Raw genomic sequence first — 20,642 nt, 5'->3', positions numbered from 1 at the left:
CGGGGCCCGGTCCGGGTTCCGGTCCGGGCCCCTGACGCCCCCGCCCGCCAGCCATGCCGCGGGGCGGCGGCGTACGTGAAAGACTGGGCCCATGTTGCTTGCATTCTCCGTCGCACCCTCCGGCCGTCCCGCGCGAACGGCCGATGGCCCGGAAGCCGGTTCCCGGGCCATCGCTTCGGACGAGGCATCGGTGCACGACGCCGTCGCCGAAGCGGTCCGGATCGTGCGGGAGTCTGGTCTGCCGAACCACACGGACTCGATGTTCACCACAATCGAGGGCGAGTGGGATGAAGTTTTCGACGTCGTCAAGCGCGCCACCGAGGCTGTCGGCCGCTACGGCAGCAGGGTCTCGCTGGTCATCAAAGCGGACATTCGCCCGGGCTTTACGGGCGAACTGACCGGAAAGCTTGACCGGTTGGAAGAAGCCATCGGGGGCGCCTCAAGCCCCGCGGCCGGCTAGGAATCGGCCCTGTCGGGCCTACCGCCGGGGCGGGGCAGCTGAAAGACTGGGGCAATGTTCGAGCATCAGCCCACCGCCCGCTGGTCCGCCGTCGAAGACTTCCTGTCCGCCGTTGTGGTCCGGGCGGACAACTCCCTCAAACGCGCCCTCACCACGGCGCTTGAGGCGGGGATGCCGCCGATTGAGGTGGCCCCCAACGCCGGGAAACTGCTCAAACTCCTCGTTCAGCTCTCTGGCGCCCGGCGCGTGCTGGAAATCGGGACGCTGGCGGGGTTCAGTACCATCTGGATGGCACAGGGACTGCCCGACGGCGGGCGGCTGCTCAGCTGTGAATACCTGCCCGAACATGCCCGCGTGGCCCGCGCCAATGTGGACGCCGCCGGCCTGGGCCATCTGGTGGAGATCCGGACCGGGCGCGCGCTGGAGACGCTGCGAGGTCTCGCCGACGAGGACGTTGAGCCCTTTGATTTCGTTTTCATCGACGCGGACAAGGAAAACAACCCGCACTACCTCGACTGGGCCATCCGCCTCGGCAGGCCCGGCACGGCCATCGTGATGGACAACATGGTGTGGGAAGGTGCCGTGCTGGACCCGGCCCTGGACCCCGTCACTGCCCGGGGGATCCTCAGCGCCCTGCACATGCTGGGCCAGGATCCGAGGCTGGACGGCACCGTGATCCAGACGGTGGGCACCAAAGGCTGGGACGGCTTCGCCCTGGCACGGGTGTTGTAGCAGCGGCGGGCCTCCCGCCGGCACCGGGACTGACGCCGGAATCCGGAAAGTGCTAAGTGTGCTTAGATTTAAGGAGCGAGGCGCCCTTTGCCGAACAGCTGTCCGGCCGGCAGGCGCGGACGACAAAGCACCAGACACCATTCGAAGGAGAGCAGGCCCGAATGAACCGGAAGCCATCCTCCCAGCAGCCCCTCGCCGTGCGGATAAGCTCCGGGCCGGAGCGCCTGGCCGGCCTCGGCCCCCTGCTGGCGGAAGCCCGGTCCGCCGTCGGCGACGTCCCGGCCCTGCTGGAGCTGGCCAAATCCGCAGCCGAAACCGCACCGAACCCCGGCGAGGGAAGGACTGCGTTCCTCTGGGAAATGATGGCTTCCGTCACGGCCGTCGACATTGCGGCCGGACGGGTCATTGAACCGCATCTGGACGCGGCCGCAATCCTCGCCCAGTCCGCCGCCCTGGCCGCAGGCAGCCAAGCGGCCCGCCACGCGGCGCTGCCGGACCGGCACGGCCCGGACGCCGGCGCCTGGGGTGTGTTTGCCGCCGAAGCGGCAGGCCTGCGGCTCGAGGCCAAAGCCACTGACGGCAGTTTCCTGCTGCACGGCGCCAAACCATGGTGCTCGCTGGCTGCCCAGCTGGACCACGCCGTTGTGACCGCCCACCTGGACGACGGCGGCAGGGCGGCCTTCGCAGTGGACCTCCATGCCCAGGGCGTCAGCTTCGAAGACCCGCGGTGGAGCAGCCTGGGGCTCCGGGAAATCCCCAGCGGGACAGTGCACTTCGACGCCGTTCCGGCCGTGCCACTGGGCGACGCCGGCTGGTATTACCGCCGGCCCGGCTTCGCTTGGGGCGGCATGGGCGTTGCGGCCTGCTGGCTGGGCGGCGCCGTCGCGGTGGCCCGCGGGTTCAAGGAGGCTTTGGTTGCGGCGTCCGACGGCGGCCGAAAACCGGACCAGATCGCGCTCGCCCACCTCGGCGAGATTGACCGCACCCTGACTGCCCTGACCGCCTACCTGGCCCGGACGGCGGAGGCAATTGATGCCGGGGAACTCTCGGGCAGCGGCGCCTGGAGCGAGGCCCTGCGCGTCCGCGGACAGGTGGCCACCGCCGTCGAACACATCCAGGCCCTTGTCAGCCAGAATCTCGGGCCCGCCCCGCTCGCCTTCGACCCCGTATATGGGAAGCGTATGGCTGACCTCTCGCTGTACATCCGCCAGCACCACACCATGCGCGACGACGCGCAGCTCGGTGCCCGCACGCTCAAAGGGGACCACCCATGGTGAGCTTCACCCATCAGGATGCCGGGACCAGCGAGGCCGCCTGGGCGGCCAGCGGGCTGGTTGCCCGGCCGGAGCTGCTGCTTGAGCCGGGGGAGGGTGTAGGCCGGGCGTTTATTGTCATGGCCGCGCATCCGGACGACGAATCCCTTGGTGCCGGCGGTCTGATGGCTCGGCTCGAACGGCTCGGCGCACGCGTCACTGTCCTGTTGTGCACGGCCGGGGAGTCCTCCCACCCGGACTCTCCCAGCACGACGCCGGAACAGCTCGCCGGCGTGCGGCTCAAAGAATTCGGCGGCGCTCTCGAGCGCCTGCTGCCGGAACCGGAGTGGCGGTTCCTCGGGCTGCCGGACGGCAGGCTCGCCGACCACCGGGAAGAGCTGCGCGCGGCACTCAAGCGTGCGATCGCCGAGGCAACTGCCGACTCGGGGCTGCCTCCGGCCGGCATTACGCTCGTAGCCCCGTACCGGCACGACGGCCACACAGACCACGAAGAACTGGGCGCCGCCGCGGCCGAGGCCGCCAATGCCGGCGGCCACGGGCTGCTGGAATACCCCATCTGGTACTGGCTCTGGGCGGACGCCACGGACCCCGCATGGCAGTCGTGGCTGCGCCTGCCGCTGGATCCCGCGGAACAACGGGCCAAGGCAGCGGCGATGGCTGCCCACTCGTCGCAGGTCCAGGCACTCTCCGGTCAGCCAGGGGACGAAGCGCTGCTTTCGCCGGCCTTCCTGGGCCACTTCGAACGGCCCTTTGAGACGTTCGCCTGGCAGCGGCCCACTGGAGTCACCGGCGCCTACGCCGCCGCCGACGCCGAAGGCGTTTTTGATGCTGTCCACACCGAAACCGACGACCCTTGGGAGTACACCACCAGCTGGTACGAACAGCGAAAACGCTCGCTTACCCTCGCCGCCCTGCCCGGCGAGGTATATGCCGCAGGGCTGGAAGTCGGCTGCTCGATCGGAACGCTCAGCGCGGAACTCGCACAACGCTGCACCACGTTCCTGGCCGTCGACGCGAGCAGCGCCGCGTTGGCCCATGCCGCCCGGCGCCTCGACCACCTGCCCGCTGCCCGGACCCGCCGGCTTACTGTCCCGCAGGAGTGGCCGGACGGCCGGTTCGACCTGATTGTGGTCTCCGAGGTGGGCTACTACCTCGCAGCCGGTGAGCTGGCCGGGCTGTTCGCACGGGTCGAGGCCGCGCTCCTGCCCGGCGGCTCCCTGGTCCTGTGCCACTGGCGCCATCCAATCTCCGGCTGGGAGCTCGACGGCGACGCAGTGCACGCCGCAGCACGCCGCCAACTCGGCTGGAGCGACGCCGGACTGTATCGCGAACGTGACTTCATCCTGGAGGTCCTGACCGCTCCGCTGGAAACCGCCGTCGTTCCGGGCCCGGAGGGTTAGGCGGAATGGTTGCCCATGCGCTGCCGCTGCCCCGCGGATGCGGCATCGACCGGATCGCTGTGGTGATTCCTGCCCACAACGAGGACCAGCACCTCGACGATGCCCTGTTGGCGGTGCAGTGCGCCGCTGACGCGCTGCACCGGATCCGGCCCGACGTGGAAGTTGGCGTGACAGTTGTGCTGGACGGCTGCACCGACGGGTCTGCCGTCATCACGGCACGCTACACTGCCGCGGACCGGCGCTTTCGTGCCCTCGAAGTGGACTTCCACAGCGCCGGAGCCAGCCGGGCGGCCGGGGCCCGGGCCGCCGGCATCGGCTCACCCCGGCGGCGGCCGCCCGGCAAGCGGTGGACCCCGCCGCCGTGGGCTGGCCGGACGTGGCTGGCCAACACTGATGCCGACTCTCGTGTTCCGGAACATTGGCTGGTCCGCCAGTTGGAGTTCGCCGAGGCCGGAGCCGACGCCGTATTGGGTTCGGTGGAACCGGACCCCGCAGGGATGGACCCGGAGCTTCTGCGGCGCTGGCTGCAACGCCACCCCTTCGAGGAGGGCCACCCGCACATCTACGGCGCCAACTTCGGTGTCAGGGCCTCTGCCTACCTGGCCGCCGGAGGCTTCCCGAAACTCGTCTCGCACGAGGACCGGACCCTGGTGCAAAGCCTCCGGAGCCGCGCTTTCACCGTGACTGCCACCGACAGTATGCGAGTGCTAACCTCAGGCCGGATCCAGGCGAGGGCGCCGCACGGTTTTGCCGCATATCTGCGGACGCTGGGCAGGCATCAGCTACCTGCGGATGACTGACGGGGACCTAGGGCGCTTCGGGGTGAGCCCGACCAGTTAGTCCCTGGATGGATCTTCTTTGACCGCTCTCCTGAGCTGTTACCCGATCTTGCTCTCAGCAACGGAAGCCATATCAAATTCCTCGACGCCGCTCCGCTCTTTGCTCAAGAGATTGAGCATGCGCGTAGCAACGGCGTAGATGCGTTGTTTGATGTCTGGAACGCGGAGGAAGTGGAAGTTTGGAACCACGAGCGGTCTCTCCCTCGTCTTCTGGGCAGCGCAGAATCGCCGTAAGGCATCCAGATGGGGGTCCTTTAACGGACGTAGGTACTCAGTCGAATCTGATGAAGGCCCTGACCGATCCTCCTTGGAATTCCTCGGTCTGGGTGTAGCCGAGCGCTTCATAGAACGCTTTCTGCTTCAGCTGGTCGTCGGTGATTAGGACTTTCTGACGCACGTGCGGGTACTGTTCGAGCGCTCGTTCAGCGAGGGCTCGTCCTATACCTCTTCTGTGATGGGACGGCCGCACGAGGATGTCCTGGAGGTAGCAAATCGAAGCACCATCGGAAATGACGCGAGCTAGTCCAACCAGCGTGTGGCCATCATGAGCGGCCACGAGTGTGGAAGATCCTTCCAAGGCTCGTATTAGATTGTCAGGGTCCTTCGTGTAGGCAAGCCATTCCACCGCACGGTATAGCTCTAGGACTTCGCTGAGTGGCAGGTCTTTGGCCTTCACTACTTTGATGGTGGTCATGCTTCATCCAAACACGCAACTTAGTTATTGGGTGGCTACGAGATGCGCGCCCGTAGGCCGATCGTCTTATGGGCACACGTCGGAGTGGCTGGGCATGGGCACATGCCGTCCCTAGGTTTGGCCTTCACTTATTCCGGGGGAAGAACCGGGGGGCGGTGTTGACTCCCCGTCAAAGGGTGGACAGTGCTAGCCTCTGAGACTTGCGCCGTAGGTTCGTCGCATCAAAAAACTGGGGGCTTAGCGTGGTTTCGATTGGAATACTGGGAATTCTCTACTCCGTGGTGATGGTGGCAATCGTAGTGCTGGCTGTTTACGCCTTGGTGCTCGGCATCATCTTCCTCCGCCTCCGTATCAAGGAGCTCCGGAGGGCAGCCCTGCCGGGTCCGGACAAGGAAGCCTAGGACACCCCTGAATAGCCGACCTGCACCCGCTCATCGATGTCCGGCGGCCAGGGCGGACCTTGCCAGTTGTGCCCGGTGGCGGTGGCGTTCCCTTCCCCGCACGCATTACTCGAAAGGTGGCCGCATGGCCAACAAGATTCCAAGCCCTTGGATAAGTGCCTCATTCTTCGCCTGGGCGGTCCTGTTCGCACTGTGGCAGCCCTTTGTCTGGTGGCGTGGAGTTGCATCCGTATTCGCCGTTGCACTCGGGTTCTGGGGTCTTTACCTGTGGCGGCGCTATAGGGGAAAGAATTCAAGAACCGCGCCTCCGAAAGCCTAAGAAGAATCCCCACTTGAGACTGGCCGGACCCGCCTGCGGCGTCGTCGCTGCGGTGCGCCATCCTCCTGACGTAGCAACCGCGGACAGCATCTCGTGGCTGACTTCACCGCCAGTCTGGCTGGGCCGCCAGAAACTCACACAGCCCCTGCGTACTAGCTTTCGGACGCCGAGTTGCCTTGGTTCTGGCGACGTTCCTTGAGTCCTGACCGCAGGGTGGTGAAGATCGCGATGCCCATGGCCACTGCGGTGAACCACAGACCCTCCGATCCCTGAAGGGCGAGAGTTACCGAGACGATCATGAGTACTACGGCAACTATGAGAAGTGCCCATCGTCCTGCGGCCATCGTTTCCCCTGTTCGGTGGATTGGTGGAGCGTGCGGGGTGTGCGGGACTTCGCATCGTGCCTGCGAAAGATCAGAGCGACCACCAGCATTGCTACGACGCCGATCAGCACGGACGGCACGAAGCCGATGGAACGCCAAAAGAGAGCGAACGGCAGGAACCCGGCCGTGTAGACGGCCAAGTTACGGAGCGCTCGGGTCCTAGTGGTCATCGGCTGAGGCCATGGAGTGCTCGCGTTTCGCGGGTCGGCTGCCGATGAAGTGCTTGAGGATCAGTGCCAGGCCGATCGGCACGAAGATGATGCCCGTGACCAGGCGGAGAGTGTCCACCGGCGCCCACGTCAGAAGGATTGCCGCCCAGAGCAGGAAAAACACTCCAGCAATGAGCGCCGGCAGTGCGGAACTGCTCATTGATTTCTCCCTCGGTGCGGAGCCCGGACCGGGCTTTGCTGAGTCAGACCGACCTTGTGACATGCCGCGAGCCTACCCACGTGGGCATCGAACGCAAGTCACAGCTAAGGTTCCCCGCCAGACGACAGGATTGATCTGATTTCTTGCGCGTAAGCAGCAATAAGCCGGCGCCGCCCGAGCATCGAAGGCACCATCTCTCGTCACGCAGGCGTCCCGTGGAGGGATCCCTTTTGGACAGTGCCGCAGACGGTTCGCATCGTGCGTCACCCGACTCGAAGACGGCTACGGCTGCGGTCAGCGGCCCCGAGGCGGTGCGAAGGAAGCGGCGGGCCCGGGGCGGTCCGATGGCCCAGGACGTACCGCGGATGGGACGGCGCTTCCACCACATGAAGTATCCGCCGATGGCGCTTCCGGCGAGACCGAGCGCAATCGCAGGAAGAACGATCGGGTTGGCGAGACCGAAGAGAACGCCCGTGTGCGCGTCGATGCCCCAGCGCGTGAGTTTCGCTGCGACGTTGAAATCGTTGAAGACGAGTCGCCCGCTCACCATCACGGTGGCAGGGTCGACCGCGACCGCGTCAGCCTGGGTCACGGTCCAGGCTTTGCCCTCCTTCGCGGGCGGCTTAATTTCTACCTTTCCGGCATCGATCACCGGTTCCGTCCATGCCGCGGCAAGACCGTGGTCACACAGGGTCCGATCCGACCCCACCGGCCGGGGGCGGTAGCATCGGGAAAATGACCAGTGGGTAATGATTGGCTCGTAAGGATCCACCAGTCGCGCGGGATAGAGAGGACAATCAAGCCATGGACACAACTCAGACAGCAATCGCGGCCTTCGTTATCACGGCTTTGATCGCAACGGCCATCTACTTCCTCGTCATCAAACGCAAGAAGGCGGGCGCTGGTAACAAGCACCCTCACTTCGAGCCACGTGCCACCCGAGATCGCGAGCTGGGCAATGACGGCCGCAATTACCCGAACGCCACCCGGGTCAACGGTGGCTACAATGGCGGCGGCGGTCTCCCAGGCTGAAAGACGTGGGGGCGGGTGCCACCCACGGTCTAGCGCCCCTTGTCCGCTGGGCGTGCATCCGGGCCTTCTTCGGGACAGACTTGAGCATCCGCGACGCCTGTACCTCGAACGGTGCAAGCGCGAAAGCCGGGCGTTACTCGAACCCGGCAAGCACCCACAGCACCACGACGAGGGAGCGGCCGTCGCCGCCGCCGCCGAGGTCGACGGTGCCGGCCATGTCCTCGTCGACCTCCAGGTAATCCCCGTCCGGTGGCTTTCCACTTTCGCAACGGGTGCCCATTTCGAGGGTTCTTAGCAGACCGACCCTGGCGCTCCGAGGAAAAAGCATCCCTGGAGTCCCCGGTCATGCAGTCAGTCACTCCCGCCATCCAACGGGATCTCGAGGCCATGGAGAACGCGCGCCCGTGGCCGGTGCTTCGTCAGAGAGCCGAACTGGAAGGCAGAAATTGGGCGTCCACGGTGCTGCAGTGCATCGGATTATCCGCCCGCTCAAGGATCCTTTACCGTGCACTCATCAGGCCGGACTTTTGTCGGGATGGACGCTAGCTAACGAGCTGCTGGAGCGCGCCGGGAATGAACATTAACGTATTGATCAACGCGAACGTGGCGATGCCGTAACCGATGGCCAGGGCAACAATGGCCAGACCACGGCCGCGTTCTCCCTTCAACCTAATCTGGCTGAGGGCCATGTGTCCGGACCCCACCGCAAAGACAGCAACAACTGCGGCGCCAAAGATCCAGACGCCGGAGGCAGCGATTACGGCGAAGATGATGGCTGCGACGGACAGCCGGTTCAGTCGAGTAGTCGACGTTTTGGCCGGCACTATTGGCGTACTCATATCGGTTCCCCAAACCTCGTTGTTCAAGCGAGTCTAGTTGGCCCCTCCAATACCTCGAGCGGATCCGTAGGCCAGGCGCTCGGAACTCATATGGCGTTGCTTCGATCAACAGAACCCCGCGTGCCCTATGCGCCACGGTCAAAACGACCGATTTTTGAGGCTGTTCCCGGCAGGCCGGCAGAACCGGGTGGGAACGGTAAGGCTACGGGAGGTAGCTGAGCTGTGGGTTGTTCAGAGGAGCCACGGCGATACAGATCAGCAGGACCGCAGCGAGCCATAGCATCCAGCCGCGGTCGAACCAGGCCCCCGAAGCCAGTCTGATCCCGTTGAAGACCAGGATGGGCAGGGCTACAAGCTGGGCGAGGGTGATAGTCATTTCAAACTGCCGCCACACCGACGTAGAGGCGCAGGAGGCCGACCGGTATTCGCCATCGCAGGCAATTCCGGACCAGCTCTGCGCTCCGGCGATCGATAGGAAGGTGCCAGCGTAGGCGCCCCAACCGAGGACGAGGATCGCTGCCACGGCCGCCCCCGCGAGGACATTCCTCCTGCGGCTGCCCGGTATCAAATTGGAAATTGGCTCGCGTGTCGTTTCCCCCATAGTTCCACCCTAGATGCATCGGAAGCAGGTGCGTCGTCGGTCTCACTGCGCCCATGCGCCAGAACAGTCGCCGGTCAAAAAGGACCGTTATCGAAATTCTGGTGCTGCAAAACTGGTGGCTGATGAGTTTTGACTGATGTGGGTCGAAACCGGAGCGAGATTGGGTTGTCGTTTTCACAATTGTGGGGGAGCGGGAGCTGCCGCGGAGTGCGAGGATTGATCGATGAAATCTGAAGCAGATGCGCGCCTGGACGCCGTCTTGATAGGTGGCCGCGAAGCGCGAGCCATCGTCATCGTGGACTACGACCCTTCCTGGCCCGAACGCTTCGAAGCTCTCGCCCAAACCATCCGGGATGCTGCCGGGGAGAAGGCGGTGTCCGTAGAACATATTGGCTCTACAGCGGTTCCGGGCTTATCGGCCAAGCCCATCATCGACGTCCTCCTGACCGTCATGGACGTTGAGGACGAGTCAGGATATATTCCGGCTCTGGAAGACGCCGGTTTTGTTCTCCGAGTCCGCGAGGAAGGGCACCGCATGCTCAGGACGCCTGCCAAAGATGTTCACGTCCATGTATTTAACCCTGAGGACGAGGCCGTCTCGAAGTACAGAGACCTGCGCGATTGGCTTCGGGTCGATGAAACCGACCGTACCCTGTATGCCTATACGAAGAAGTTGCTGGCACGACAACGATGGTCCGATATGAATGACTACGCGGATGCGAAGACCGACGTCATCTCGCAAATCCTCGCGCACGCCACGGTCTGGCGCGCGAACCGTTCCGAGAGTAGCCGCGTATGACCACGGCAACCGCTGCACCCGACCCCGTCCTGGTGCCGGAACTTCTCATCACGGATCTCGACAAGAGCCTGGATTTCTGGTGCGGGCTATGCGGGTTCGCGGTGCTCTATCACCGGATGAACGAGGGTTTTGCCTATATCGCCATAGGCTCGGCGCACGTCATGCTGGAGCAGGTCGGAATGGGTCGAAACTGGATCACCGGGCCTCTTGAACGTCCGCTGGGGCGCGGGGTCAACTTTCAGGTTTCGGTTCCGTCGATCGAGCCGATTGTGAAGGCCCTCGATGCCGGAGGATGGCCGCTCTTCATGGCACCGGAGACCAAGTGGTACAGAACCGGCGAGCACGAAGCCGGCGTCACACAGTTTCTGGTGGCAGATCCCGACGGGTACTTGATTCGGTTCCAGGCGTCTCTGGGACAAAGACTCGCCTTTCACGAGAAGGCATGAGGATCCACAGGATCGGAATCCGCTGGGCGTGAGTCAGTTGCTGTTGTTGTCGACTGCGGCGGACGTGTTTTTGTGAATGAAGGCGTGAACCATGGGGATGAAGCCCGGTGCCAGTTGCGACGCTCTGTCTTTTGTCGGATCGGGGTCTTCTATGAACAGGCCGTGTCCGGCGCCAGGGAACACGGCTATGCCGTGGGGATTGCCTGGCAGTGGCCGGAGCAGTGACGAGAAGGCTGCCAGGCTTTCGGGGACTGGAACCATTGCGTCGGATGCTCCCAGCAGTGCCAGCACCGGGCACTGGACCCTGGGCAGGATCTGTGCGGGGTCAAAGTCGAGAACCTGCCGGAGGAATCCCAGCATCTCAACAGTGTCGAAGTAACGCGTCGCGATTTCGTACCAGGTTCTGCCGCTGAAGGTTTCTTGACGGGTCAGGACCTCCCCGGGGGCCTGCCCGGAAAGCAGCCGGTCTGCCCGGTCATCGAGCCACCGTCCGGCTTCCGCTAAGGAGATGTCATCCTGTCCGTCCTGGCGGAGGTTGTTCAGGATTCGGAAGCGGTCCTGGAACGCGGGCGAGACACCGGGCCCGGAGTTGGAGATGACGAACTGGATCCGGGCATCGAGGGCCGCTGCGATCAGCGCCACCCACCCGCCCTGGCTCACTCCGTAGAAGCCGCACCCGACGCCTGCTACCGCTGGGTGGGACCTCAGCAGCGCCGCTGCCGCAAGGGATTCGTCCGCCCGGGCAGTCAGGGATTGTGTCCTCCAGTCACCGGAGGAATTGCCGCACCCGGGTTTGTCGTGTGTGAGGACCACTGTTCCGCACGAGACGAGCAGATCAACGGCACCACCCCAGCCATCGGCTGTGCCGTCTCCGGAGCCGTCCACCAGGACCAGTCCCGGCTGGGGGAGGGGTGAAGGACGGTAGTGAATCAGGGCGTTGAGGTCGCCGGCGGCGGTGCTGACTCGGGCGCTCTCCCTGACTATTGGTTCCATAGCCCGGACTGTACATCACCAGATGGGCTCGTCCATATGCTCGGCGACGAAGGCCTGCCGTGATGAAGTTCAGTCGATCGAACCTGTTAGTTCCCAGACTCGTCGGAGTTGCGGCGCAAGGCCAGTGCCATCAGCACTTCGTCTCTGTCTCCCGCGGTCAACCGGAGGGCGGTCGCCGGGTCTCGTGCCACGCGCAAGGCGCGAAGAAGCCCTCCGGTACGCCGATCCGTTAACGTGTTGATGGGAGGAGCGCTTCGACCCAGATGCGTTGGTGCTGTTTTGCGTATTGAGTTGCGGTTCTCCAGTGGTCGCCGTGCCCATTGGCATACATGGTCCCCCACGGTTCCTGACCTGTCTCGTGAGAAGACCTGAGAAGGTTGTGCATGGCTGCGGCGCGGCGATACATTGCGGCGGGGAGGCCGGCGCGCAGGCCAGGGTCTGCTGCATAGCCATCGACGAATGCTGCGAGATTTTGTGCCGCTTCCTTGGGAGCCTGCTGGGTGTTGGAGAGCGTGAAGGCTTGGGCGGCGTAGGCAAGGTCCCATAGCCGGGTGCTCGGCGCGGCAGCGTCCCAGTCGATAAATGCCCATCGTTCACCGATGATGAGGTTCCACGGCGCGAGGTCGTTGTGGCAGATTAGCTCTTCGCCGGGACTGGGAATCGCCGTGATCCACGACGCGCCAGGGTCTGGGGTGAATGCTTCGCTTGCGTCGTGGATGGCCCGCACCATCGCTCCGACCCTGCCGAGTTCTGCATGGGTGAGTGGATCCGAATCGAGGGCAAGCCGGCCTGGAATGAATTCCGTGACCTGCCTGCCTTGGGCATCTTGGCCGAGGGCAGCGGGGACATCGACCCCGGCCGCCCGGACTGCTGTCATGAAGGCCAGGACATGAGGGGTCGCCTCGGTCCACGGTTTACGGACGGTTGACCCCACACGCACGACGACGCCGCTGGCGTTGCCTCCGCTGAGTATTTGCTCGTCTGTCACAGCTAAAGACTAGTTTTCGACAGGCGGGTTTCCGGAAGCTGACCGTCGTCGGGCAGGCTGCCGGGTGGTGTGTGCCGTTGGCGGCTAAGGACTGAATCCGCGATCCGTTGCGCAGCTTGGTCCGCCGTGATGTGCGTGGTGTCGATGACCTCGGCTTCATGGTGCAGCCAAGTATGAGCTGCCTCGGCGTACGGTTCCAGGTACGCGAAGCGGAACGTCGAAGGGGCAAGGTCCTTATCGTTCTGTATTCGGTCGCGGAGCGTTGCCTGGTCGGCGTGGAGAACAAAATGCTGGATCGGTATGCCGTGAGCGCTCAGCCCCTCGCTGATCTCCCGCCAGTAGGTCTCCACCAAGACCGTCATCGGCATCACGAGCGTTCCGCCGGTGTACTCGAGCACACGCCTGGCGGTTTCGACAACGAGCGTCCGCCACGGGTCCCAGTGCTGGAAGTTATCCGTCGCCGGAAGCCCGGGTTTGATGTCCATGAGTACCTCACCGACCTTTTCAGCGTCGAAGACGCGGGATCCGGGCAGCAACTGCTGCACGAGCGCGCTCGTCGTTGTTTTACCCGCCCCGTGGGTGCCGTTGAGCCAGATAATCATGGACCGAAGCCTAGCGCCAAAAGACGTTTGCTTCCCCGCCCGGCCGGCAGCCCGGGAGGGTCTCTTGGCGGAGGACTGGGTCTAGTTTGCTTCTGCCGGGACTGCAGGACGCATGCGCAGAAGGAGTCCGACGAGTAGTGCTGTGGCGAGGCAGAGGCCGGCGTTGATGCCGATGGCCGGTAATACGGCGTCCAGGACCTGCTGCGGGGCGTTGTCGCTGCCGTGCCGGAGTAGGGACGCGGCGATGATGGTGCTCATGACCGGGATGCCCATGGTGATGCCGACCTGCTGGCTCATGGTCGTCAGCCCGGTGGCGAGGCCCTGTTCGGTGTCCGGCAGCCCGGTGGTGGCGGTGACCATGAAACCGACGATAGCGGCGAGGTTGGCGACGCCGCCGATGAAGGTTCCGATCAGCACGATGATCAGGGATCCTTGGCTGGTGTTGATGAGGAGCAGGGATCCGGTGGCGGCGGCCTGGATGGTGAGGCCGAGGATGATGGTGTTTTTGTTGCCGAGCCTGCCGATGAGCTTCGGCGCGATCAGGCCCCCGACGATGGTGCCGGCGCCGAGCACGGCGAAGGACAGGCCGGCCCCGAGCGGGGTGTAGCCGAGGACCTGCTGGAGGTAGAGGGTGAGGACGAAGACCAGGGAGGTTTCGGTGGCGAACGCGAGGATTCCGGCGATGTTGCCCCAGGCGATGTTGTTTCGGCGCAGGATACTCACGGGGACGAGGGCATGGGCGGTGTTCTTTTCGATGAAGAAGAACACGATGAACAATGCCGCGCCTGCGGTCAGGGTGCCCCACGCCAGTGGGTCGTCCCAGCCCTTCTCGCCGGCCGTGGTCAGGCCGAAGACGAGTGCGAGCAGGGCAATGGTGACGGTGACGGCGCCTGGGACATCGAGCTTCGTCCTGTTCCCCCGGGCGGATTCGGTCAGGAGTTTCGGTGCCAGGATCAGAACGAAGGCCGCGACGGGGATGTTGATGAAGAACGCCCACCGCCAGGAGAGCAGGTCGGTCAGGAGTCCGCCGAGGATCGCGCCGGTGGTGAAGCCGGCGGCCATTAGGGAGCCGTTCAGTCCCAGGGCTTTGTCCCGCAGCGGTCCCTCGGGGAAGGACGTCGTGAGCAGGGACAGGGCGGCCGGGGTGACGGCGGCGGTGGCGAGGCCCTGGGCGACACGTGCGGCCAGCAACAGGCCGGGATCGGTGGCGAGGCCGCCGAGAAGGGAACCAATCCCGAGCAGAGCCATGCCGGCGATGAAGAGGCGTTTGCGGCCGAAGAGGTCAGCGACCCGGCCGAAGAACAGGGTGAATCCTGCCGCGCAGAGCGCGAAGGACGTCGCGATCCACTGCAGGTGTTCGAGGGAGAATCCGACGTCGGCCCCGATGCGGGGGAGTGCGACGTTGAGGATGGAGAAGTCCACCGCGAGGGTGAAGCTGGCGGTCAGCAGCAGGACCATGATGAGCCGCTGCCGGCCGGTCATCCGGGGAGGCGCTGCGGGAGCTGGCGGGGCCGGTGGTGCGGTGAGCTGGGGGAGTGGTGAGGTGTCGCGGGCTGTCATGGCGGGGATGTCCGATCGCTGAAGTCTGGGATGGGTTCCCTTCCACCCTGCCGGTCCCGGGCACGGACAGCCACGCCGTGCTGTGGGTAGCACTGGCAGTGCTACCCACAGTTGGTGATGTTCGGGAATACTCACAGGTATGAATCAACCGGCAGCCATGGGCGAGTTCCTGCGCAAACGACGGGCCTCCCTGAGCCCGGGCGATGTCGGGCTCATGGACTACGGGACGCGGCGGGTGCCTGGCCTGCGGCGTGAGGAGGTGGCGATGATGGCCGGGATGAGCGTGACCTACTATGCCCGGCTGGAACAGGGCCAGCACCTGAACGCCTCCGACGCCGTCATTAACTCCCTTTCCAGGGCGCTGGCGTTGACCGACGTCGAACGCAAGCACCTCGCGGACCTCTCCGGAATCCGGCGCCGGAACGCGAAGCCTTCCCGCAGCCGCCCGGACCATGTCCGGCCCGGAACGAAACGGCTGATCGAGTCCATGCACCCGGTCCCGGCGGTGGTGCTGGGTAAACGCACGGAGGTCCTGGCCTGGAACGCCGCCGGCCACGGCCTGGTCGCCCCGCATCTGGACTTCGAATCCCCGGAAACGCCGACACAGCGGCCGAACATGACCCGGATGCTCTTCCTGGACGAAGCCACACGGAACCTGTATGCGCACTGGCGGACCGAGGCCGGCCGCGCCGTGGCCTCCCTGCGGCTCCTGTCGGGCCGGTTCGCCGACGACGCCGAGCTCGCCGCGCTGGTCGGTGAGCTGACCCTCAAAAGCCCGGAATTCGCCGTGATGTGGGCCGAACACCCGGTCGAGAACTGCATGTCCGGTAGCAAAACCCTGCACCACCCTGCGCTCGGACCGCTGGAGCTCGGGTTTGAGGTCCTGACCATGCCGGACGATTCCGGTCATCGGATCCTGACCTACACGGCCGAACCCGGCAGCGCCGAGGCCCGCGCACTGGCCCGGCTCACAGACGAACGAACTGTTTTGACGCTCTGATCAAGAGAAGCTCGCTTCGCGAGCCGACAGACGTGACCCGATGGACAGAAAAGTGGGGCAACCACAATGGAGGCAAACATGGCGCGAGTGGTCAGTCTCATTCGTTCGGACTCTCTGGCAGACGTTGCGCAGTACGCATACGCAGCAACCGCCCCCAGCGGCGCCCGCCTTATCTTCCTGGCCGGCGCATGTCCGCTGAACGCGGATGGTTCGACGGCGGGGGTAGGTGACTACACGGCCCAGGCGGAGAAGGCGATAGCGAACATGCGCCTTGCTTTGGAGGCGGCCGGTGCGGGCTTGGAGGATGTGATCAGCACTCGCGTTCTCGTCGCGTCTAACGACAGGGTCGACCTGGTGGCTGCGTGGGACGTTGTCCGCACCTCGTTCGGTGACCACGATGTTCCCAGCACCCTGATGGGAGTCACTGTTCTCGGCTACCCCGACCAGCTCGTGGAAGTCGAAGCGGTAGCCGCAGTCCTCGACTGAACGCGGCACCAGCCGGCAACGAAGCTGGGGACGCTTGCCGGGGGTGGGTGGTTGAACAAGGATCAGCCCCGCCCCGCAGGAACGAATGGCCCATCGGTGCACCAATGCGGTCTGTCTTGAGTCGAGCCACTCACCCTTCATCAGCCGGTCCGGGCAGCTCACCGAACCAATCGCTGGGATCTAGACCAAGCGCGAGAGCCGCCGACCGCGGGAGCGCCTGAGGCCCCAGGGGACGCGGAAAGGACAGTCGTGTCAGCTCCGGCTACCGGGCAGTAATCTGCGTTGCCCGTTCTAGCAGATCCGATGTGGTCACGACTGTGGCGAACTCTTCGTGGAGATTCACCCCTGTCATCCGTGACAGGTCAGCCGCGGTGACGTTTTGTCTGTCCGGGGCGGTGCGGTCGAAGGTGTGGGTCGCGTCGAGGGGGAAGTAGACCCGGTAGCCCAGATTGCCCCCGACTCGAGCCGTGGTTTCGCAGCAATGGTTGGTGGTGATTCCGCAGACGACCAGCTCCTTGATGTCGTTTTCCTGAAGCCACGCGTGTAGATCGGGGGTGCCGTGGAAGCTGGAGTTGACGTTCTTGCGCACCAGAAGATCCGGTGTGCCGGTGATGATGTCCTTGAACGCGTTGCCGGGGTTGTTCGGGTGCAGGGGGGAGGAGGGCGTGGTCGAATCGTGGCGGACGAAAACGATGGGACGGCCGGTTTCCCGCCAGCGCATCAGCAGGGCCGCGATGTTCGCCTCGCAGGAGGGGTTATCGCGAGGACCCCAGTACGCGGCGTCGTCGAAGGCCCGTTGCGCATCGATGATCACCAGTGCGGCACGGGGGTCAATGGTGGGATTTCGCGCGTGGCTCATGGATGTTCCTGTCGGGTGTTGGTTAGCGATGGGGGACTGTTTCATTCGGCCAGACGGTCTCTCAACTGTTACGTGTATGGTCCACCCGCAGCATCGTAAGGTCCTCGGCTGCGTTGATGATGACCCCACATCCGGGTTCAGTGACAGCGAAGACGGTCCCTGGCTCCAGGGCGTACCGGGCATGTCCTCCAGGAAGGGACGCCCAGCCGCGGCCGCCGATGCAATAGAGGGACGTTCCCTCCCCGGCTTCTACCCGTTTTTCGCCATCGGTTGTGGAGATGCCGAGTTCCTGTATCGCGTACCCGAACTGCTGATCCTTGGATATGACCTTGCCGGCGCCGCATGCGTCACGGTCGGCCGTTGTTGCGTGGAACATTGAATTCTCTTTTTCGATTGGGATGGGGACGCGGGGGCGGGACGTCCGCGGCTGATCTTTTATGCTCGTGCTGTCCTGGTGCGGCCTGAGCTGATCCTGGAGTGCCGTGAATCGTTGGCAGCTGCTTTAGGGGTGTTTGAACCCTGGGCGGGTGCTGCGTGTCTGGATGTCTTCCAGTTCCTGGAACAAGGTCAGCTGCAACCCCCCGGGACCGGTCAACCTGGAGTTCAATGACTTCCATGGCGTTTCGCGCGGCTCGGCAACGAGGGTGGCGCCGCCCGCGACGAGATCCTTCGTTGCCGTGGCCGAATCGTCCACTTCGAAGGCGACCCGGATTTTTGCGCTCCGTTGGCCGTCGGCCTCGATATCGTCGATCATCCGGATCTGGGCCGGGTTGGAGAGTTCGAGCGTGGCGCGACCGACCTCGAGGATGGTGACTCTGGCATCGCCGTCACCTTCAAAGGCGGCTTGTTCAGTGAGGCCCAGCACGTCTCGGTAGAACGTCACCGCGGCCTCGTAATCTTCGGCTTCGACGATGAGGCGCAGCTGGCGCACAGGGGCTGTGGTTCTCTTCTCTGTAGTCATGCTCGTACCCTAGAACCTGACACCAATGTGAGAGGCAAGGCATAGATGCGTATCGGAGAACTTTCGGCCGCGACAGGGGTCAGTGTGCGTTCACTGCGGTACTACGAGGACCAGGGCCTGCTAAGCGCGGACCGCACCGGATCAGGGCAAAGGGTCTACGGCCCGGATGCGGCGGCCCGTGTGGGGCTCATCCAGGAGCTCTTCGGAGCCGGCATATGCAGCGCAACGATGGTCGATCTGCTCCCGTGCATGAGTGATCCCGGCGTGAGGACACCCAAGCTGCGGAGCCGGTTGCTCCAGGAACGCGACCGGATCTCGGACACCATCACAAACCTCGCGACAACCCAGGCAGCCTTGGACCGGATCATCAACGAAATCTGAGTATGCCAACCTAATTGGGGACCACTGAGACGGCTTGATTCAGGACCACCCACGAGCCCACGCCCCGGAGTCGGTCCCGTCCGATGGGCCGCTCCCGGAGGACGACGGCGCTGCTAAGTTTGTCGTATCGGTGCGGCTTCCGTTCGGACGGCATCCGAGTGACGAAAATTCTGCCCAAGGAGCACCCCTCTGGTACACCCGGAACGCACTACAACCTCTGCCCCGGCCGACCTGGTCTTCTCGTTCGGCACCCTGTTGGATGAGAAGGTGCAGCAGTCGCTGTTCGGCACCCGGCTCAACACGGTCAAGGACTCCCTGATCGGGCACGGAACCACCGAGGTCGTCATCACCGACCTGGATGTGATTGCCAAGAGCGGCAAGAACGTTCACCTCGGCCTCGTCCGGCGTGAAGGTAACTCAGTATCCGGCGGCCTGCTGGCTCTAACCCCTGACCAGCTGGCCACGGCCGACGCCTACGAGGTCGGCGCCTACGCCCGCCGCCGCGTGCCCACCGGAGCCCACGGGCAGGCCTGGTGTTACGTCTCCGCCGAGCCTCTGGCCGTGGCCGAACGCATTGCCCTGATCGGCGATAGCATTGCCTACGGGCGCTGCACCCCGGAAGGCGGCTGGGCCGCCCGGGTCGCCTCGCGACACATCGCCCGCGACGAGGAGAACAACCGGTTCTTCAACCTGGCCTGGCCGGGCGCCACCATGCTCGAGGTCCTGGACGCCGCCGAGGCCGAGGTGTCCGCCCGCCGCGCCGACACGATCCTGGTGGCGGCCGGCATCAATGACCTTCTCCATGTCGAGGGACGAAGCGGGGCAAAAGTGAGCCAGGACGTAATCGCCCGGCTGGAGTCCTTCTGTGATGCCATGGAGTCCCAGGGACGGCGCGTGGTGGTGATGAGCCCGAACTGGGTAGACACCACAGTGATACCCGGCCTCCATCTGGACGAGATCCTAGACCTGCGGGAGAGCATGCGGTCCTGGTGCCAGCGGACCTTCCGGGACTTCCTGGACACCTGGAACGTCCTGGCCGACCGCCCGGCCCTGTTCAGCGACGGCATCCATCCCTCGACCGAGGGCCACCGACTGCTGGCCGAAGCTGTCGGCAGCATCTGAGCTGATCCCCGGGCCGCGTGTAGATTATCCGGGACAGCTGTCAGGGCGGTGGAAGTGCCTCTTGGCGGACGCATATGAAGATGTGCGGTCCGACCCCACCATCGCTCACTGGCGATCTTGTCAGTGGATTCAAGGTCAACGATGGACGAGATTCTTCAAGGAGGTTTGTAGTGAACCGTAGCGAACTGAAAACAGTTCTGGAGTCTGAAGGCTACAAAACAAATGCCTATGAACTTGAGGGTGGCACCCCTGACGATACGTACTGTCTAGAGGATCGCGGCCATGAATGGGCGGTCTACTATTCCGAACGCGGGTGCCGGTTTGAGGAACAGATATTCTTCACCGAGAATGACGCCTGCAAAGATTTCCTGCGGCTCATGAGGCGGACGCCGTCTGCCCGCGTGAGGAACGGGGAAGAACTACCTCGGCCGCCGATGTTCTGAACTCGGCTCTCACCGGTATTCGAAAGGTGACGCGGCCTCATGGCGCTTAGAGCTTTACTCGGCGGTCATTTCGGACTTGATGCGCCGAGCCCCTGGGGCTCACTACGGTTGGTTTGCGTGTTTGGTGGGCGATGGTGTGGGCGAGTCGGCGCCGGATTCGATGATGGAGCCGTTGAAGGTTAGCCTGTCCACGATCGCGGCGCAGAGACGAGGGTCCGTGAAGGTCTTGGTCCAGCCGGAGAAGCATTCGTTGCTTGCGATCGCGATGGAGTTCGCCGTCGCAGCGTTCGTTCCGGCGTATACCGGCGAGTAGTTGGTGGTCTTGGTTCAAGCCGTCCCACCGGTACTGAATCAAACTGCCATATTCACCCGACTCATACCCGCGATCGTATGGGCAGGTGCGGCACCTCTCCCCATCGCATGGAGACGGACCCCAGCGGGCTAAGTGACAAAAAACGATGCGAAAAGCCGCCATTTATCGCCGTGAGTCACAGCCAGGGCGTCAGGGCAGGAAACGCAGGTCAAAAACAGCCGTTATCTAGGGTCGAGGATCGGTAACTTGTCCTGACCTGCGGTTTCGTTTCGTGGACTGTGTCCATGAGGCGATCATACGGTCCAAGTTTTACCAAAGGTTTAGTCGAAAACCGGAACACTACCGC

30 protein-coding genes and 1 pseudogene are annotated in these 20,642 nt (G+C 64.2%); 15 read left to right on the top strand and 16 right to left on the bottom strand.

All coding sequences use genetic code 11. The annotated features are described in order from the left end of the window. The first annotated feature begins 91 nt into the window (after positions 1-91). The 6 genes from QMG72_RS06020 (at position 92) to QMG72_RS17825 (ending at position 4,939) form a co-directional block, all read left to right on the top strand. A complete protein-coding gene (locus QMG72_RS06020; RefSeq protein WP_226774679.1) occupies positions 92-460 on the top strand; it encodes a thiamine-binding protein in 369 nt (122 codons plus the stop codon). 54 nt (positions 461-514) lie between these two features. Beyond that, the gene (locus QMG72_RS06015; RefSeq protein ID WP_283480015.1) at positions 515-1,192 is read left to right on the top strand and encodes an O-methyltransferase; all 678 of its coding nucleotides are present in this window, start codon (positions 515-517) and stop codon (positions 1,190-1,192) included. A 161-nt stretch (positions 1,193-1,353) separates the two neighbouring features. Then, complete coding sequence (locus tag QMG72_RS06010; RefSeq protein WP_283480014.1) at positions 1,354-2,469, top strand: acyl-CoA dehydrogenase family protein; 1,116 nt, start codon at positions 1,354-1,356, stop codon at positions 2,467-2,469. Next, complete coding sequence (locus QMG72_RS06005; protein WP_283480012.1) at positions 2,463-3,866, top strand: bifunctional PIG-L family deacetylase/class I SAM-dependent methyltransferase; 1,404 nt, start codon at positions 2,463-2,465, stop codon at positions 3,864-3,866. Before QMG72_RS06010 ends, QMG72_RS06005 begins: the two co-directional genes overlap by 7 nt. A 5-nt stretch (positions 3,867-3,871) precedes the next feature. Continuing rightward, complete coding sequence (locus QMG72_RS06000; RefSeq protein WP_283480011.1) at positions 3,872-4,666, top strand: glycosyltransferase family 2 protein; 795 nt, start codon at positions 3,872-3,874, stop codon at positions 4,664-4,666. A gap of 51 nt (positions 4,667-4,717) precedes the next feature. Next, positions 4,718-4,939, top strand: a complete 222-nt coding sequence (locus QMG72_RS17825) for a suppressor of fused domain protein (RefSeq protein ID WP_226774699.1) — start codon at positions 4,718-4,720, stop codon at positions 4,937-4,939. 37 nt (positions 4,940-4,976) lie between these two features. Here the strand turns inward: QMG72_RS17825 and QMG72_RS05995 are convergent, their stop codons facing one another. Beyond that, positions 4,977-5,399, bottom strand: coding sequence for a GNAT family N-acetyltransferase (locus QMG72_RS05995; protein WP_226774674.1), 423 nt, complete (start codon positions 5,397-5,399; stop codon positions 4,977-4,979). Between the two features lie 242 nt (positions 5,400-5,641). On the opposite strand from QMG72_RS05995, the gene QMG72_RS05990 reads away from it, so the two are divergent. Next, positions 5,642-5,800, top strand: coding sequence for a hypothetical protein (locus QMG72_RS05990; RefSeq protein WP_226774673.1), 159 nt, complete (start codon positions 5,642-5,644; stop codon positions 5,798-5,800). A 471-nt stretch (positions 5,801-6,271) separates the two neighbouring features. Here the strand turns inward: QMG72_RS05990 and QMG72_RS05985 are convergent, their stop codons facing one another. The 4 genes from QMG72_RS05985 to QMG72_RS05970 are packed head-to-tail and all read right to left on the bottom strand — an operon-like array spanning position 6,272 to position 7,523. Then, positions 6,272-6,418, bottom strand: a complete 147-nt coding sequence (locus QMG72_RS05985; RefSeq protein ID WP_226774672.1) for a hypothetical protein — start codon at positions 6,416-6,418, stop codon at positions 6,272-6,274. Between the two features lie 14 nt (positions 6,419-6,432). Continuing rightward, positions 6,433-6,672 carry a hypothetical protein gene (locus tag QMG72_RS05980; RefSeq protein ID WP_283480010.1) on the bottom strand — a complete coding sequence of 80 codons (240 nt, stop codon included), beginning with the start codon at positions 6,670-6,672 and terminating at the stop codon, positions 6,433-6,435. Further along, entirely contained in the window at positions 6,662-6,871 is a 210-nt protein-coding gene (locus QMG72_RS05975) for a hypothetical protein (RefSeq protein ID WP_226774670.1), read from the bottom strand. Before QMG72_RS05975 ends, QMG72_RS05980 begins: the two co-directional genes overlap by 11 nt. A gap of 43 nt (positions 6,872-6,914) precedes the next feature. Continuing rightward, entirely contained in the window at positions 6,915-7,523 is a 609-nt protein-coding gene (locus QMG72_RS05970) for a PepSY domain-containing protein (RefSeq protein WP_282359514.1), read from the bottom strand. A gap of 152 nt (positions 7,524-7,675) precedes the next feature. Between QMG72_RS05970 and QMG72_RS05965 the strand changes: the two genes are divergently transcribed. Beyond that, complete coding sequence (locus tag QMG72_RS05965) at positions 7,676-7,903, top strand: hypothetical protein (protein WP_226774668.1); 228 nt, start codon at positions 7,676-7,678, stop codon at positions 7,901-7,903. A gap of 133 nt (positions 7,904-8,036) precedes the next feature. Here the strand turns inward: QMG72_RS05965 and QMG72_RS05960 are convergent, their stop codons facing one another. The 3 genes from QMG72_RS05960 to QMG72_RS05950 form a co-directional block, all read right to left on the bottom strand. Next, positions 8,037-8,183 (bottom strand): hypothetical protein, encoded by a 147-nt coding sequence (locus QMG72_RS05960; protein WP_226774667.1) that lies wholly within the window; start codon positions 8,181-8,183, stop codon positions 8,037-8,039. A gap of 262 nt (positions 8,184-8,445) precedes the next feature. Continuing rightward, positions 8,446-8,742 carry a DUF4190 domain-containing protein gene (locus QMG72_RS05955; RefSeq protein ID WP_226774666.1) on the bottom strand — a complete coding sequence of 99 codons (297 nt, stop codon included), beginning with the start codon at positions 8,740-8,742 and terminating at the stop codon, positions 8,446-8,448. A gap of 202 nt (positions 8,743-8,944) precedes the next feature. Then, positions 8,945-9,343: a hypothetical protein gene (locus QMG72_RS05950; RefSeq protein ID WP_226774665.1), complete on the bottom strand. Its 399-nt coding sequence runs from the start codon at positions 9,341-9,343 to the stop codon at positions 8,945-8,947. 223 nt (positions 9,344-9,566) lie between these two features. Between QMG72_RS05950 and QMG72_RS05945 the strand changes: the two genes are divergently transcribed. Both QMG72_RS05945 and QMG72_RS05940 read left to right on the top strand, forming a co-directional pair. Continuing rightward, positions 9,567-10,142: a GrpB family protein gene (locus tag QMG72_RS05945; protein ID WP_226774664.1), complete on the top strand. Its 576-nt coding sequence runs from the start codon at positions 9,567-9,569 to the stop codon at positions 10,140-10,142. After that, positions 10,139-10,588, top strand: coding sequence for a bleomycin resistance protein (locus QMG72_RS05940; RefSeq protein ID WP_226774663.1), 450 nt, complete (start codon positions 10,139-10,141; stop codon positions 10,586-10,588). The genes QMG72_RS05945 and QMG72_RS05940 overlap by 4 nt, the downstream gene beginning before the upstream one ends. A 33-nt stretch (positions 10,589-10,621) precedes the next feature. On the opposite strand, the gene QMG72_RS05935 is transcribed toward QMG72_RS05940, so the two are convergent. The 4 genes from QMG72_RS05935 to QMG72_RS05920 form a co-directional block, all read right to left on the bottom strand. Beyond that, positions 10,622-11,581, bottom strand: coding sequence for an alpha/beta hydrolase family protein (locus QMG72_RS05935; protein ID WP_226774662.1), 960 nt, complete (start codon positions 11,579-11,581; stop codon positions 10,622-10,624). Between the two features lie 229 nt (positions 11,582-11,810). Then, positions 11,811-12,569, bottom strand: a complete 759-nt coding sequence (locus QMG72_RS05930) for a phosphotransferase (RefSeq protein WP_226774661.1) — start codon at positions 12,567-12,569, stop codon at positions 11,811-11,813. A gap of 2 nt (positions 12,570-12,571) precedes the next feature. Further along, the gene (locus QMG72_RS05925) at positions 12,572-13,171 is read right to left on the bottom strand and encodes an AAA family ATPase (RefSeq protein ID WP_226774660.1); all 600 of its coding nucleotides are present in this window, start codon (positions 13,169-13,171) and stop codon (positions 12,572-12,574) included. An 81-nt stretch (positions 13,172-13,252) separates the two neighbouring features. Further along, the gene (locus tag QMG72_RS05920) at positions 13,253-14,731 is read right to left on the bottom strand and encodes an MFS transporter (RefSeq protein ID WP_309485690.1); all 1,479 of its coding nucleotides are present in this window, start codon (positions 14,729-14,731) and stop codon (positions 13,253-13,255) included. Positions 14,732-14,870: 139 nt separating this feature from the next. Between QMG72_RS05920 and QMG72_RS05915 the strand changes: the two genes are divergently transcribed. Further along, the gene (locus QMG72_RS05915; protein WP_282359515.1) at positions 14,871-15,731 is read left to right on the top strand and encodes a helix-turn-helix transcriptional regulator; all 861 of its coding nucleotides are present in this window, start codon (positions 14,871-14,873) and stop codon (positions 15,729-15,731) included. A 78-nt stretch (positions 15,732-15,809) separates the two neighbouring features. Beyond that, positions 15,810-16,217, top strand: a complete 408-nt coding sequence (locus QMG72_RS05910) for a RidA family protein (protein WP_226774658.1) — start codon at positions 15,810-15,812, stop codon at positions 16,215-16,217. A 262-nt stretch (positions 16,218-16,479) separates the two neighbouring features. Here the strand turns inward: QMG72_RS05910 and QMG72_RS05905 are convergent, their stop codons facing one another. From QMG72_RS05905 to QMG72_RS05895, 3 genes are all read right to left on the bottom strand, one after another. Then, positions 16,480-17,076 carry a cysteine hydrolase family protein gene (locus QMG72_RS05905; protein WP_226774657.1) on the bottom strand — a complete coding sequence of 199 codons (597 nt, stop codon included), beginning with the start codon at positions 17,074-17,076 and terminating at the stop codon, positions 16,480-16,482. Between the two features lie 61 nt (positions 17,077-17,137). Next, positions 17,138-17,452, bottom strand: coding sequence for a hypothetical protein (locus QMG72_RS05900; RefSeq protein ID WP_226774656.1), 315 nt, complete (start codon positions 17,450-17,452; stop codon positions 17,138-17,140). A gap of 126 nt (positions 17,453-17,578) precedes the next feature. After that, on the bottom strand, positions 17,579-18,037 hold the full coding sequence (locus QMG72_RS05895) for a VOC family protein (RefSeq protein WP_226774655.1): 459 nt from the start codon (positions 18,035-18,037) through the stop codon (positions 17,579-17,581). 45 nt (positions 18,038-18,082) lie between these two features. On the opposite strand from QMG72_RS05895, the gene QMG72_RS05890 reads away from it, so the two are divergent. The 3 genes from QMG72_RS05890 (at position 18,083) to QMG72_RS05880 (ending at position 19,983) form a co-directional block, all read left to right on the top strand. Then, positions 18,083-18,418 (top strand): MerR family transcriptional regulator, encoded by a 336-nt coding sequence (locus QMG72_RS05890; RefSeq protein ID WP_226774654.1) that lies wholly within the window; start codon positions 18,083-18,085, stop codon positions 18,416-18,418. 189 nt (positions 18,419-18,607) lie between these two features. Next, positions 18,608-19,540, top strand: a complete 933-nt coding sequence (locus QMG72_RS05885) for a GDSL-type esterase/lipase family protein (RefSeq protein WP_309485691.1) — start codon at positions 18,608-18,610, stop codon at positions 19,538-19,540. Positions 19,541-19,710: 170 nt separating this feature from the next. After that, complete coding sequence (locus tag QMG72_RS05880; protein ID WP_226774653.1) at positions 19,711-19,983, top strand: hypothetical protein; 273 nt, start codon at positions 19,711-19,713, stop codon at positions 19,981-19,983. 102 nt (positions 19,984-20,085) lie between these two features. Here the strand turns inward: QMG72_RS05880 and QMG72_RS05875 are convergent. Beyond that, positions 20,086-20,259: pseudogene (locus QMG72_RS05875) on the bottom strand (ATP-binding protein); the annotation flags it as partial. Between the last annotated feature and the right edge of the window lie 383 nt (positions 20,260-20,642).

The sequence above is a fragment of the Pseudarthrobacter sp. PH31-O2 genome, from assembly GCF_030063265.1.
Lineage (GTDB): Bacteria > Actinomycetota > Actinomycetes > Actinomycetales > Micrococcaceae > Arthrobacter.
The sequence above is the reverse complement of the archived record's forward strand: the minus strand, read 5'-3'. Positions and strand labels throughout refer to the sequence as shown.